Origin of the sequence: Dactylosporangium sp. CA-139114 (assembly GCF_050955725.1) — a bacterium.
In the GTDB taxonomy this organism is placed as follows: domain Bacteria; phylum Actinomycetota; class Actinomycetes; order Mycobacteriales; family Micromonosporaceae; genus Dactylosporangium.
Window position 1 is genome coordinate 2,913,924 of sequence record NZ_CP192080.1, and the last position, 14,361, is coordinate 2,928,284.

The 14,361-nt window shown below is 74.4% G+C and carries 9 protein-coding genes; all 9 read left to right on the plus strand.

The annotated features are described in order from the left end of the window. Positions 1-27 precede the first annotated feature (27 nt). The 9 genes from ACQP2P_RS13215 (at position 28) to ACQP2P_RS13255 (ending at position 14,346) form a co-directional block, all read left to right on the plus strand. Positions 28-831 (plus strand): ROK family protein, encoded by an 804-nt coding sequence (locus ACQP2P_RS13215; protein ID WP_433615946.1) that lies wholly within the window; start codon positions 28-30, stop codon positions 829-831. Positions 832-1,108: 277 nt separating this feature from the next. Beyond that, positions 1,109-3,160 carry an alpha/beta fold hydrolase gene (locus ACQP2P_RS13220; RefSeq protein ID WP_433615948.1) on the plus strand — a complete coding sequence of 684 codons (2,052 nt, stop codon included), beginning with the start codon at positions 1,109-1,111 and terminating at the stop codon, positions 3,158-3,160. Position 3,161: 1 nt separating this feature from the next. Beyond that, positions 3,162-4,265: a nucleotide disphospho-sugar-binding domain-containing protein gene (locus ACQP2P_RS13225; protein WP_433615950.1), complete on the plus strand. Its 1,104-nt coding sequence runs from the start codon at positions 3,162-3,164 to the stop codon at positions 4,263-4,265. 94 nt (positions 4,266-4,359) lie between these two features. Beyond that, a complete protein-coding gene (locus tag ACQP2P_RS13230; protein WP_433619123.1) occupies positions 4,360-5,088 on the plus strand; it encodes an ABC transporter ATP-binding protein in 729 nt (242 codons plus the stop codon). A 1-nt stretch (position 5,089) separates the two neighbouring features. Further along, complete coding sequence (locus ACQP2P_RS13235) at positions 5,090-7,513, plus strand: FtsX-like permease family protein (protein ID WP_433615951.1); 2,424 nt, start codon at positions 5,090-5,092, stop codon at positions 7,511-7,513. A gap of 10 nt (positions 7,514-7,523) precedes the next feature. Next, positions 7,524-8,621, plus strand: coding sequence for a sensor histidine kinase (locus ACQP2P_RS13240; RefSeq protein WP_433615953.1), 1,098 nt, complete (start codon positions 7,524-7,526; stop codon positions 8,619-8,621). Continuing rightward, entirely contained in the window at positions 8,618-9,286 is a 669-nt protein-coding gene (locus tag ACQP2P_RS13245; RefSeq protein ID WP_433615955.1) for a response regulator transcription factor, read from the plus strand. Before ACQP2P_RS13240 ends, ACQP2P_RS13245 begins: the two co-directional genes overlap by 4 nt. 188 nt (positions 9,287-9,474) lie before the next feature. Beyond that, on the plus strand, positions 9,475-13,032 hold the full coding sequence (locus ACQP2P_RS13250) for a choice-of-anchor D domain-containing protein (protein WP_433615957.1): 3,558 nt from the start codon (positions 9,475-9,477) through the stop codon (positions 13,030-13,032). Between the two features lie 111 nt (positions 13,033-13,143). After that, entirely contained in the window at positions 13,144-14,346 is a 1,203-nt protein-coding gene (locus ACQP2P_RS13255; RefSeq protein ID WP_433615959.1) for an ROK family protein, read from the plus strand. Positions 14,347-14,361: the final 15 nt, after the last annotated feature.

The following is a 14,361-nucleotide window of genomic DNA, read 5'->3' on the forward strand; positions in this document are numbered from 1 at the left end:
CGTATCGACATACTTCTACAATGAGACGTGTCGATTTCTGTGACCGCGATCGATATCGGCGGAACCTGGACCCGGGTGCGCTCCGGCGACGCCCGCGCGAGGTTCCCGAGCGAGCCGGACTACGGCCGCCAGCTGCGCACGCTGATCGCGGCCGTCCCCGCCGGCACGTCGGCGATCGGCGTGTCCTTCGGTGGCCGCGTCACCCCGGCGGGCGAGGTGCGGGTGGCGCTGAACCTGCGCGGCTACGAGGGCCGCCCGCTGGCCGCCGACCTGTCCGGCGCGCTCGGCGTGCCCGTCCGGGTGGCCCACGACGCGACGTGCGGCCTGCTGGGCGAGTGCGCGGCGGGCGCCCTGCGCGGCTTCGAGCGCTGCGGCTACCTGACCCTGTCGACCGGCGTGGGCGCGGCCCTGCGCCTCGGGGCGGTACACCTGACGACCGAGGCGGGCCACCAGCTCATCGCGGGCAACGAGCGCCCGTGCGACTGCGGCCAGATCGGCTGCCTGCAGACCCTGACGGGCGGCAGCGCCCTGCACCGCCGCCTCGGCCGCCCCCTGCAGGACGTCGACGACGAGCGCTTCTGGCGCTCGTACGCCTCGTCACTCGCCCTGGGCGTGGCGAACTTCGCCCTGAACGCCGGCCTGGAGGCGGTGGCCCTGGGCGGCGCGATCGCCCTGCGGCGCCCCGCGCTCTGGCCGCCGCTGCGCGAGTCCCTCGCCGAGCTCCTGACCTACCAGCGGGTCACGGTCCTCCCGGCCGCACTGGGCGAGGAGGCCCCACTGGCCGGCGCGGCGCTGCTGCCGACCCTTTCCGAGGCGGCGATCCTGCACTGAGCTGCAGAGCATGGCTCGGGTCCGCCGTGGTGCGGACCGTCGCTCCCGCCAGGCACCGCTCGGCGCTGGCGCGCCGTCGCTGCCAGGTCCGCGGGTGGTAACGCCGCCCCAGATGAAGCCCACCGGCACCGCAACCTCCGCCACCGGCTCCCGCGCCGGCCGTGCGGGACGTTCAGGCGTCGGCGTTGCGGAGGACCTTCACGGCTTTTATCGCCTGACAAGGCCTAAGTGGCCTTATAGCCGTACAAAACGGACGAACACGGACTATCGTCGTAGCGTGCTCACGCTCAGTGACTCCGAACTGGTCCTCGACACCGCCCGCGGGCCGGTCGCGGCGCTGCACCTGGCGCCGCCCGCCGAGGTGGACCGCAACGCGGCCGTCGTGCTGTGCGCCGGGGTGGTCGGGTCCAAGGAGGACTTCGTGCCCGTGCTGCCGGCGCTCGCCGCCGCCGGGTACCACGCCTACGCCTACGACTACCACGGCCACTACGCGCGGCTCGACGGCGAGTCGCCCGAGGCGCACACCATCGCCAGGCACGCCGAGGACCTGGTGGCCGTGCTCGCGAGCGCGGGGCGGCCCGTGCACCTCGTCGGGCACTCCTACGGCGGGTTCGTCGCCCGCGCCGCCGCGCTGGTCCGGCCCGACCTGCTGCTGTCCGTCACGCTCATCGGGGCCGGGCCGGGGATGGACGGGTCGCGGCACCGCAAGCTGCTCTCCGGCTTCGACAAGACCCTCGCGCTGCAGGGCGCGGCCGTCATGTGGCCCGTCGTGCGGCGGCTGGTGCCCGAGCGGGACGTCGACCGGCGGGAGTTCTGGCGCCGCCGGCTCGACGGGATGCGCCTGGCCTTCCTGCACGGGGCGCTGCGCTCGCTCACCGCCGAGCCGGACCGCGGCGCCGACCTGCGCGCCACGCGGCTGCCGGTGCTGCTCATGCACGGGTACCGCGACCAGCGCCTCTGGTCCACCCAGGACTTCGCCGGCTACGCGCAGCGGCTCGGGGCCGAGCTCGAGATCATCCCGGACGCGTCGCACAGCCCCAACCTGGAGCAGCCCGAGCGCACGGTCGCGGCGCTGCTGCGGTTCTGGGCCGGGGCCGAGCGCCGCCACGGCGAGCGGCTCTTCCTCGACCTGGTCCGGCCGCGGGCACTCGCCGAGCCGTACTCCCACTACCGCACCCTGCGCGAGCGCACCCCCGTGCTGCGCATCGAGCTGCCCGGCAAGACCGCCGCGGTGGTGCTCAGCCGGCACGCCGACGTGGCCCGGCTGCTGCGGGAGCCGATCTTCGCCAGCCCCGGCGAGGACCCGGCCCGGCTCACCCCCAACTGGCGCGAGGTGCGGCTCATCCGCTGCCTGTACCAGTCGTTCGGCTGGCGCGAGGGGGCCGCGCACAGCGAGCTGCGCGCCGCCCTGGGCCGCCGGCTCGTCCCGCGCCGCGCCGAGGAGCTGCGCGAGCACACGATCGACACCGCCGAGGCCTGCCTGGACCGGCTGGGGGAGCGGCTGGCCGACGGCGGGACGGTCAACCTCGCCGAGGCGCTCGCGGTGCCGTTCGCCTCGCTCGTCACCGGGCGGCTGCTGGAGATCCCCGACGCGGACGCGCTGCGGCTGGGGGAGGCGGCCCGGGTCGCGTCGGCGGCGTTCGAGCCGTTCATGACGCCCCGGCAGCGCACCGGGATGGCCGCGGCCGGGGACGAGATCATCGACGCGCTCGAGGCCCTCGCGGCCGGGCGGGAGACCGGGCTGCTGGCGACGGTGCGGGGGCTGCGGCCCGACCTCGGCGAGCAGTACCTCGGCGACCTGGTCCTGCTCTTCGGGGCCGGCTACGACTCGCCGGCGAGCCTGGTGTCGCTCGGGGCGCGGCTGCTGCTGTCGTACCCCGACGAGGCCGCCCTGGTCCGCGGCGGCGACGAGGCCCAGGCCGAGCGGGCCGTCGAGGAGATCCTGCGCTACGAGCCGCCGGTGCAGGTGGCGGTCCGCATCGCCATGGCGCCCGCCCGCTTCGGCGACGTCGAGGTGGCGCCCGGCATGGCGGTGCTCGGGCTCATCGGGGCGGCGAACCGGGACCCGGCGTACGTCGGCAAGCCCGACCGCTTCGACGTGCTGCGCAAGCCCGGCCGCGCGTCGCTGAGCTTCGGCGCCGGCCGGCACTTCTGCCCGGGCGCGGCCCTGGCCCGGCTGCACGCCCAGGTGCTCTTCCCGCGCCTGCTGCGCCGGTTCCCCGCGCTGCGCATCGCCGGGCCGGTCCGCTACCGGGCGCCCGGCACCATGCTGCGCGGCATCGAGGACCTGCCGGTGACGTTGTCGGCGCCCGAACGACCGGAGGACTGACATGCGCGTGCTGTTCACCATGAACCCGGCCCCGGGCCACCTGTTCTCGATGGTGCCGCTGGCCTGGGCCCTGCACCTGCGCGGCGACCAGGTGCTCGTCGCCGTCCCGCAGCCGCTGCACCAGCAGGTGCGCCGGGCCGGGCTCACCGCGGCCGTGGTCGGCGGGGACGCCTCGTTCTTCGAGCTGTGGCCGTCCGGCGTCGGCCTCGGCGGCAACGAGGAGCTCGACCTGGACGTGTTCGTCGCCCTCGCCGAGCGCACCCGCGACGACATCGACGCGCTCGTGCGCGCATGGCGGCCGGACCTCGTCGTGACCGAGCCGGTCGAGTACGCCGGGCCGCTCGCGGCCACGCGCGCCGGGGTGCCCTGGGTGCTGCAGCACTGGGGGCTGCCGGTCCCCGAGCCGGTGCACCGGGCCGCGCTGGCCAGGGTCGAGCCGCGACTGTCCACCCTGTACGGCGGGGTCACGGTCGACCCGCCCGCGCTCACCGTCGACACGTGCCCGCCGAGCCTCGGCGCCGTGCGGGGCGGGACGCCGATGCGCTATGTGCCGTACAACGCCGCCTGCACCATCCCCGACTGGCTGCTCGAGACCCCGGACCGGCCGCGGGTCTGCGTGTCGATGGGCACCGTGCCGATCCCGGAGGGGGTCGACGGCCTCACCGCCGCCGTGCTCGGCCTGCGCGAGCTCGACGTGGAGGTCGTGGTCTCCGGCGCCGGGGTGCACAACCTCGGCGGGCTGCCCGACGGGGTGCGCCGCATCGGCTGGATCCCGCACAACCAGCTGCTGCCCGGCTGCGCGCTGTTCGTGCACCACGGCGGCTCGGGCAGCTCGATGGCGGCCCTGACCGCCGGCCGCCCGCAGCTGCTCATGCCGCAGATGTGCGACCAGTTCGCGATCGCCGAAAGGCTCACGGCCGCGGGCGCGGCCCGCGCGGTACCGTTCGCGCAGCGCTGCGCCGAGGCCGTGCGCATCGAGGCGGCCAAGCTGCTCTCCGACGACGGCTACCACCTGCGCGCGGCCGAGCTGGCCGCCGAGATCGCCGCGATGCCGTCCCCGTCCGCGGTCGCCGACACGATCGCCGCCCTCACCTGCGGCCGCTGACCGTCCGCGCGGGTCCTGCTCAGGTAGTACGACCTCGCGTGGACGACGCGCGGCCCGTGCGCGCCTAGCGTCACGGATCGTGACGAACAACGGGATGGGACGGGTGGCGGTCCGGGCCGCCGACGTGGTGAAGGTGTACGGCAGCGGCGACACCGCGGTGCGCGCGCTCGACGGGGTCGGGGTCGAGTTCGCGGCCGGGGAGTTCACCGCCGTGATGGGGCCGTCGGGCTCCGGCAAGTCGACGCTCATGCACTGCCTGGCCGGGCTCGACACGGTCGACGGCGGGTCGGTGCGCATCGGCGGGACCGAGATCACCGGGCTGTCCGACCGGGCCCTCACCCGGCTGCGGCGGGAGCGGATCGGGTTCGTGTTCCAGTCGTTCAACCTGCTGCCGACGCTGACCGCCGAGCAGAACATCACGCTGCCGCTCGACCTCGCCGGGCGCCGGCCGGACCCGGGCCGGCTGCGCGAGCTCGTGACCACCCTGGGCCTCGCCGACCGGCTGCGGCACCGGCCCTCCGAGCTCTCCGGCGGCCAGCAGCAGCGGGTCGCGTGCGCGCGGGCGCTGCTGAGCCGGCCCGACGTGGTGTTCGCCGACGAGCCGACCGGCAACCTCGACTCCCGCACCGGGGCCGGGCTGCTGGAGTTCCTGCGCCGCAGCGTGCGCGAGCTGGGCCAGACGATCGTCATGGTCACCCACGACCCGGTCGCGGCCGGGCACGCCGATCGCGCGGTCCTGCTCGCCGACGGGCGGATCGTCGAGGAGATCCACCGTCCGACCCCCGACGCGGTCCTGGCCGGCCTGCGCCGGCTGGGGGGCTGACGTGCTGCGCACCGCGTTCACCGGGCTGCGGGCCCGGCGGCTCGTCCCGACCCTGGTCGCCGTCGTGCTCGCGGTGGCCTTCGTGGCGGGGACCCTCATCTACCGGGACACGGCGCAGGCGGCGCTCTACGACGAGTACGCCCGGGCCGCCCGCAACGTCGGCGCCGCCGTCACGGCCCGGGACGACGGGCGGCTGGAGCCGTCCGTCCTGGACCGGGCGCGGGCCGACGCCGGCGTCGCCGAGGCCGACGGGCGCCGGGCCGAGCGGCTGCCGCTGCTGGACCGGCGGGGGCGGCTCGTCACCGACGTCGGGCAGCCCGGCTACGGCATCAACGCCGGCGCCGTCGCGCGGCTGCGGCCGTTCGACGTGCGCACCGGGCGGGTGCCGCAGACCGGCGGGGAGGCGGCGCTCGACATCCGTACCGCCGAACGCATCACGGTATCCGTCGGGGACGAGATCACCGTCGTCGGCGCGGGGGAGCGGCGGCAGCGGCTGCGGGTCGTGGGCCTCGTCGAGGTCACCGGCTTCCGCGGCGGCCGCACGTCCACCGTGGTCGTCACCGACGCCGAGCTGACCCGGCTGACCGGTGCGGACGGCTACCGCGAGGTCGTCGCCGCGCTGAAGCCGGGCGCCGACGCGGCCGCCGTGCGCGACCGGCTCGGGTCCGGGCTCGACGCGCGGGCCCGCACCGGCATCCAGCTGCGCAAGGACCTGGCGAAGGCGGCCTCCGGGCAGCTCGGCGGGCTGCTCGTCGGCATCGGGCTGTTCGCGCTGGTGGCCGTGCTCGTCGCCGGCTTCGTCATCGTCAACACGTTCGGCATCCTCATGGCCCAGCGGCTGCGCGAGACGGCGCTGCTGCGCTGCGTCGGCGCCGGGCGCGGGCAGGTGTTCCGGCTCGTGCTGGCCGAGGCCGTGCTCGTCGGCCTGGCCGGCGCGGCGCTCGGCACCGGCCTCGGCGTGCTCGTCGCGCTGCTGATGTCCCGGTTCTCCACGGCGCTCGGGCTGCCGGCCGGCGACGTGGTGCTCAGCCCGCTGCCGCTGCTGGTCGGCCCGGGCCTCGGCCTGCTGGTCACCGTCGGCGCCGCGGTCGCCCCGGCGCTGCGCGCGTCGCGGGTCCGGCCGATGGCGGCGCTGCGGGCCGCGGTGCCCGAGTCCGGCTCGATGCGGCGGATCACGCTCGTGCCGGCCGCGCTCGCCGCGCTGGCCGCGCTGGCCGGGACCGCGCTGACCGTCGCCGGGCTGCGCGGCACCGGCGGGGCGCTGGAGGCGATGGCGCTGGTCATGCTCGGCGGCATCGGCAACTTCGCGGCCCTGCTGCTGCTCATGCCCCGGCTCGTCGGGCCGGTCGTGCGGGCGCTCGGCTGGCTGCCGGGGCGGCTGTTCGGGGTGCCGGCGCGGATGGCCGTGGCGAACGCGGCCCGTCACCCGGCCCGGACGGCGGCCACGACCGCGACGTTGCTCATCGGGGTCGGCCTGATGGCCGGCGGCGGGACCGTCGCCGCCACGGCCAACCGGACCGCCGAGGCGCAGCTCAACAAGGCCTTCCCGGTCGACTACCTGCTGACGCCCGCGGTGCCCGGCGAGCTGGTGCCGGCCGGGGTGGCGGGGGAGGTGCGGGCCGCGGGCTTCCCGGTGGCCGCGCCGGTCAAGCAGGGGCAGGCCGGCGACGTGCTGGTCGGGACCGTCGGCGCCGGGGCAGAGGTGTTCGCGGCCGACGTGCGACCCGGCACCGCCGTGGTCCCGGCCGCCGGGCAGGTGCGCGCCACCGCCGGCTCGACCATCGAGCTCGTGGCCGGGGACCGCCGGCTGCGGCTGACCGTGGCCGCGGTCGTGCAGAGCTCGAGCCTCGTCGGCGACGCGGTGATCGCCGAGGCCGACTTCGCCACGCTGTTCCCGGACGTGCGCGACGACGGCCTGGTGCTGGTGAAGGCCGCGCCCGGGCTGTCGGCGGCGGCCGCGCGGCAGCGGCTCGACGAGACCCTGGCCGCGCACCCGCTGGTGCAGGTGGCGGACCTGGCCGAGGTGCGCGACGAGCGCAACGCCGAGATCGGCCAGATGCTCGCGATCATCGCCGCGCTGCTGGCCTTCGCGCTGGTGATCGCGGTGATCGGGATCGGCAACACGCTCTCGCTGTCGGTGCTGGAGCGGGCCCGGGAGTCGTGGCTGGTGCGCGCGCTCGGCCTGACCCGCGGGCAGCTGCGGGCCACGCTGCTGGCCGAGGCCCTGCTCATGGCGCTGGCCGGGGCGTTGGGCGGGGTGGCGTTCGGCGTGCTCTACGGGTGGCTCGCGACGAAGGCTGCGTTCGGGGCGGTACACCCGCTGCTGAGCGTGCCCTTCGGCCGGCTGGCCGGCTTCGTGGCGCTCGCGGCCGCCGCGGCGGTGCTCGCCGCGGTCCTACCCGCCAGGCGCGCGGCACGTGCCTAGGCTGGTCGGCGTGAGGGCGAGACTGTTCGACATCGGGGTCACGGCGTGCGTGCTCGCGCTGCTGTACCTCGAGCGCGGTTTCGCCCACCCGCCCCTCCTCGCCGCCATCCTGGTCGCGATGGCCCTCGTGCTGCTGTTGCGCCGCGCCTTTCCGATGACGGTCGCCCTGGTCGTCTGCGGGCTCGCCCTCGCGCAGCTCGCGGTGCGCCCGGCGGTGCGGATGGTGGACGTGGCCGCGCTCATCGCCATGTACTCGGTGGTGAAGTACCAGCCGCGTCTCGTGTGGGGCATCGTGGCCGGCGCCGGCGCGGGCATCGGTGTGCTGCTGGCCGCGTTCGCCGAGCGGCACAACTCCGGCAACTTCTGGACCGTGTTCGCCGTCCTGGGCGCGATCACGGTCGCCGCGTGGGTCACCGCCTTCTCGGTGCGCACGCGACTGCTCTACGTCGCCTCGCTCGAGGAGCGGGCCGCGACCCTGCAGCGCGAGCGCGACCATCTCGCCCGGCTCACCGCCGCCGACGAGCGGGCCGCCATCGCGCGGGAGCTGCACGACGTCATCGCCCACGGGCTGAGCGTCATGATCGTGCAGGCGGACGGGGCGGCGTACACCCTGGACCCCTCGGCGACCCAGGCGCGGCAGGCCCTCGACACCATCGCCGCGACCGGCCGCGACGCGCTCACCGACATGCGCCGGGTGCTCGCGGTGCTGCGCGGGCCCGTGGAGGCCGATCGGCGGCGCGTGGGCCTGGCCGACGTGGCCGAGCTCGCGGCCGCCTCGGGGCTGACCCTGCGGGTGGAGGGTGCGGCGGGGCCGCTCGGGGCGGCGGAGGAGCTGACCGCGTATCGGATCGTGCAGGAGTCGATGACGAACACGCTGCGGCACGCGGGGGCCGGGGCGACGCTGACGGTACGGTTGGAGCGCCGCGACGGCCGCCTCACGATCACGGCCACGGACGACGGCACCGGCTCGGACGCCTCCGGCGAGTCCGGGCACGGGCTGGCCGGGATGCGGGAACGGGTGGCGATGCACGGCGGGACGTTCGCGGCCGGGCCCCGGCCCGGCGGCGGCTGGGAGGTCAGGGCCGTGATCCCGGTGCGGACCGCATGATCGGCGTGGTGATCGTGGACGACCAGGAGCTCGTGCGGGCCGGGTTCCGGATGATCCTGTCCGCCCAGCCCGACATGACCGTCGCGGGCGAGGCCGGTGACGGGGCGCAGGCGCTGCGGCTGCTGCGCGACACCCCGGCCGACGTCGTCGTCATGGACATCCGCATGCCGGTCATGGACGGGGTGGCCGCGACCGCCGAGCTCGCCCGCCGGCCGGACGGGCCGCGGGTGCTGGTGCTGGTGCTGACCACCTTCGACACCGACGAGGACGCCTTCGCCGCGCTGCAGGCCGGGGCGAGCGGGTTCCTGCTCAAGAACGCGCCCCCGGCCGACCTGCTCGCGGCGATCCGGGTCGTCGCGGCCGGCGACGCGGTGGTGGCCCCCAGCGTGACCCGCCGCCTGCTCGACCGCTTCGTCGTGCCCGGCCCCGTCATGGCGAAGGTGCCGTCCGGGGTCCGGCTCGACCTGCTGACCGACCGGGAGCGGCAGGTGCTGCTGCTGGTCGCCGAGGGGCTGTCGAACCTGGAGATCGGCGAGCGGTTGCGGGTGGCCGAGACGACGGTCAAGACGCATGTCGGGCGGGTGCTGACCAAGCTCGGCCTGCGCGACCGTGTGCAGCTCGTCGTGCTGGCCTACGAGACGGGTCTGGTCCGGCCCGGCGGATGATGTCGTCAATCTCTTGCGAAGATGTGTCTGGATATTGCGCGCTGGTGTCGCTGGGGTTACCGTCCCTGTTGCACCGACCAAACCGCCGACCGGTGCATCCCCCGTTCAGCCCGCGCACTGTTCTCAGGCCCCCGCGCCGCCAACCGAGGGCCCGGCCGTGCGCCCGGCTCTTCGAAAGTTGGCACCCCATGCGCATTCCCAGATTCAGGCCCAGAGCACGCACCGCGACCCTCGTCGCCGGTGCCGCTCTGGCCGCGGCCGGCGCCGTCGTGTACGTCGCGTCCCCGGCCCTCGCGGCCGCGACCGGCGGCGTGGGCGCGACCGTGCCCTACGTCGAGGTGCAGGCCGAGAACGCCTCGACCAACGGCACCGTGATCGGGCCCAGCGCGGCCTACAACACGCTGCCCTCCGAGGCCTCCTACCGCAAGGCCGTCACGCTGCAGGGCCAGGGCAAGTACGTCGAGTTCACCACGCCGGTGGCGACCAACTCGATCGTGTTCCGCTACAGCATCCCGGACACCGGCAGCGGCTCGGTCTACACGGCGCCGCTCTCGCTCTACATCAACGGGACCCGCAGCACGAACTTCACCCTGACCAACGCCTACAGCTGGTACTACGGCGGCTACCCGTTCACCAACCAGCCGGGCAGCAACGCGCACCACTTCTACGACGAGGTCAACCGCCTCTTCCCGACGACCTACCCGGCCGGCACCAAGTTCAAGCTGCAGGTCGACTCGGACTCCACCGCCTCGTCGTACACCATCGACTTCGCCGACTTCGAGAACGTCGGCGCGGCGCTGTCCCAGCCCGCCGGCTCGGTCTCGATCACGAGCAAGGGCGCGGACCCGACCGGCGTGCAGGACTCGACCGCCGCGATGAACGCCGCGATCGCCTCGGCGGGCTCCGGCGGCACCGTGTGGATCCCCGAGGGCACGTTCAAGATCCTCGGGCACATCGCCGTCAACAACATCACCATCAAGGGCGCCGGCATGTGGCGCTCGCGCACCACCGGTGACCGCATCGGCTTCTACGGCAACTACGCCCCGACGCCGAGCACCAACGTGCACCTGTCGGACTTCGCCATCTTCGGCAACGTCCAGGAGCGCAACGACGGCGACCAGGTCAACGGCATCGGCGGCGCGCTCACCAACTCCACCGTCGACCGGGTCTGGATCGAGCACACCAAGGTCGGCGCCTGGATGGACGGGCCGTTCGACAAGCTGGTGATGAGCGGGCTGCGGCTGCGCAACTTCACCGCCGACGGCGTGAACTTCCACAACGGCGTCACCAACTCGAAGGTCACCAACTCCGACGTGCGCAACGCCGGCGACGACGGCCTGGCGATGTGGGCCGAGCAGAACGCCGACGCGAACAACTCGTTCGACCACAACACGGTGCAGTACCCGATCCTGGCCAACGGCATCGCGATCTACGGCGGCCACGACAACTTCGTGACCGACAACCGCGTCGTGGACTCCGGCCTCTCCCAGGGCGGCGGCATCCACGTCGCGCAGCGCTTCGCCTCCACCCAGCTGGGCCGCACCGACGTGCTGCGCAACACGATCATCCGCTCCGGCAGCCTCGACCCGAACTGGCAGTTCGGCGTCGGCGCGCTGTGGTTCGACGCCCGTGACGGCGGCATGACCGGCCTGACGAACGTCGACAACATCCTCATCCAGCAGAGCCCGTTCGAGGCCATCCAGTTCGTCTCCGGCTCGAACATCTCCAACGTGAAGATCAACAACGCGACGATCCAGAACACCGGCACCTGGGCGATCCAGGAGCAGGTCGGCGGCGCCGCGACGATCAGCAACTCCAGCGCCACCGGCGTGCAGGCCCCGGCCGCGATCTACAACTGCGGCGTCGGCTTCACCCTCACCGACGGCGGCGGCAACAGCGGCCTGTCCGGCACCGGGTGCACCAACATCTCGAACCCGGCCTTCCCGCCGTACCTGCCCGACAACGGCTCGAGCATCAACATCAGCCCGAGCGCGGTCGGCTTCGGCTCGGTCGTCACCGGCTCGACCAGCGCCGCCCAGACGGTCACGGTCACCAACTCCGGCAGCGGCGCGGCCCCGGTCGGCACGATCGCGGTCAGCGGCGACTTCGCCCAGACCAACACCTGCGGCAGCAGCATCGCCGCCGGCGCCTCCTGCACCGTGAGCGTCACGTTCAAGCCCACGGTCGCCGGCGCGCGCACCGGCACCCTCACCGTCACCGCCTCGGGCATCACCAACACCGTGCCGCTGTCCGGCACCGGCGTCGCCCCGGGCCCGATCGTGAACGCCAACCCGGGCAGCCTCAGCTTCGGCGGTACCGTCGTGGGCACGTCGTCGGCGACCCAGACCGTCACGCTGAACAACTCGGGCACCACCGCGGCGAGCGTCTCCGGCATCGCCACCTCCGGCGACTTCAGCCAGACCAACACCTGCGGCAACAGCATCGCCGTGGGCGCGTCCTGCACCGTGACCGTCAAGTTCACCCCGACGGCCTCGGGCTCGCGCAGCGGCTCGCTGACCGTCACCAGCAACGCCAACAACAGCCCGGCCACCGTGGGCCTCTCCGGCTCCGGCATCGGCACCGACACCAACATCGCGCTGAACAAGACCGCCACCGCGAGCAGTCAGGTCAACGGCACCCAGACGCCGAACACGGCCACCGACGGCAACGCGGCCACCTACTGGGAGAGCGCCAACAACGCCTTCCCGCAGTGGATTCAGGTCGACCTCGGCGCGGCGACCAGCATCGGCAAGGTCACCCTGAAGCTGCCGCCGGACACCGCGTGGGCCACGCGCACACAGACGCTGTCGATCACCGGCAGCACCGACGGCACCAACTTCAGCACCCTGTCGGCGTCGGCCGGGCGCACCTTCAACCCGGCGTCGGGCAACGCCGTCGCGATCACGGTGCCGGCGACGAACGTCCGCTACGTGCGGGTGAACGTCACCGCCAACACCGGCTGGCCGGCGGCGCAACTGTCGGAGCTCGAGGTCTACCCGAGCGGCGGCGGCACGGTCAACGCGCCCGTCCTCAGCGCGAGCCCGTCGTCGCTGTCGTACGCCACCCAGGCCCTCAACACCACGAGCGCCGCGCAGTCGGTCACCATCACCAACACCGGCACCGCGGCGGCCACGGTCTCCGGGGTCAGCGTCTCGGGTGACTTCGCCCAGACCAACACGTGCGGCTCGATCGCCGTCGGCGCCTCGTGCTCCGTCAGCGTGACCTTCCGCCCGACGGCCTCGGGCACCCGCACCGGCACGCTCACGGTCACCAGCAACGCCAACAACAGCCCGACGACCGTCGCGCTGAGCGGCACGGGCGCCGGCAGCTCGCCGACGGACCTGGCCCAGGGCAAGGCGACCAGCGAGTCCAGCCACAACGACGTGTACCCGTCCGGCAACGTGGTCGACAACAACCAGAACACCTACTGGGAGAGCGCGAACAACGCCTTCCCGCAGTGGGTGCAGGTCGACCTCGGCTCGGCGCAGAGCGCGTCGCGGGTCGTGCTGCAGCTGCCCGCCGGCTGGGGTGCGCGCACCCAGCGCATCCAGCTGCAGGGCAGCACCAACGGCTCGTCGTTCACGGAGCTCAAGGCGGCGGCGGACTACACCTTCACGCCGGGCGCCAACAACACCGTGACGATCACGTTCACGGCGAGCACCCAGCGGTACTTCCGCCTGACGTTCACGTCCAACTCGGGCTGGGCGGCCGGTCAGCTCTCCACCTTCCAGGTCTGGAACAGCTAGCCGGCAAGGGTTTTCCAGCGCCGCCGGGTCCACGGGCCCGGCGGCGCTCACGCTTCTGGGGTTCAGTAAGGCCTTGACATAACTAGTGACGGCCATGCATGCTTACGCGCCGTGGCGGCGCAGCAGACGCATCCCCGCGACCTGTGGCGACGCTTGAGCGGCACCGCCCGACGGGTCGCCGAGACGCTGCGCCTGTATGGGCCTCGCACCCGCGCCGAGCTCGTCACCCTCAGCGGCCTGTCCCGCCCCACGGTCTCGGCCGTGCTCACCGACCTCGGCGGCGCCGGGCTCGTCAGCGAGAAGGTCGGCGCCGCGGCCCGCCCGGTCGGCGGCCGCCCCGCCTCCGTGGTCCAGCTGACCCGCCGCGCCGGCATCGCCGTCGGCGCCGACATCGGCCGCCGTCACGTGCGCGTCGCCGTCGCCGACCTCGGCCACGCGGTGATCGCCGAGCGCGGCTCGCACACCGACTTCGACATCGACGACCGCCCCGCCGACGCCCTCGAGCTCGCCGTGGTCCTCGTCGACGCGGCGCTGGGCGACATCGGCGCGACCCGCGACGACGTCGTCGGCGTCGGCCTGGGGGTGCCCGCCCCGATCACCCGCGACTGGCGCATCGGCTCGCCCCCGATGCTGCCGGGCTGGGCCGACCTGCGCCCCGCCGACGAGCTCAACGCGCGCCTGGGCCTGCCCGTGCGGGTGGACAACGACGCGAACCTGGCCGCCCTGGGCGAATACGTGTGGGGCGCCGGCCGCGGCTGCACCGACCTCGTCTACGTCAAGCTCGCCACCGGCATCGGCGCGGGGATCGTCCTGGACGGCCGGCTCTACCGCGGCGCGGCCGGCACCGCGGGCGAGCTCGGCCACGTGACGCTGGACGCGCGCGGCGCGGTGTGCCGGTGCGGCAACCGCGGCTGCGTCGAGCTGGCCGTGGGCGGCCGGGCGCTGCTGGCCAACGCGCGGCAGAGCCACCCGGAGCTGCTCGACCTCGGCGGCCTCATCGAGTACGCGCACGCCGGCGACCCCGGCTGCCGCCGCCTCATCATCGACGCGGGGACGCAGCTCGGATACGCGCTGGGCAACCTCGTGAACCTCATCAACCCGCAGCGCGTCCTGCTCGGCGACGAGCTCGGGGCCGCGACCGAGCTGCTGCGCGAGCCGCTGCAGCGCGGCCTGGCCGAGACCGCCCTGGCCGCCGCGGCGGAGGCGGTCGAGGTCGTGCAGAGCACCCTGACGCCGCGCGCGGCCGCCCTCGGCGCGGTGGCCCTCGCCCTGGGCATCGACACCGTGCCCTTCGCCGCCGCCGACCAGAGCTGAGGCCCGTCGCACCGC

What these genes read in the sequence shown, in the direction of transcription:
- ACQP2P_RS13225 (WP_433615950.1), top strand. Translation starts at nt 3,162, where the DNA reads ATGCGCGTGCTGTTCACCATGAACCCGGCCCCGGGCCACCTGTTCTCG.
- ACQP2P_RS13230 (WP_433619123.1), top strand. Translation starts at nt 4,360, where the DNA reads ATGGGACGGGTGGCGGTCCGGGCCGCCGACGTGGTGAAGGTGTACGGC.
- ACQP2P_RS13245 (WP_433615955.1), top strand. Translation starts at nt 8,618, where the DNA reads ATGATCGGCGTGGTGATCGTGGACGACCAGGAGCTCGTGCGGGCCGGG.
- ACQP2P_RS13250 (WP_433615957.1), top strand. Translation starts at nt 9,475, where the DNA reads ATGCGCATTCCCAGATTCAGGCCCAGAGCACGCACCGCGACCCTCGTC.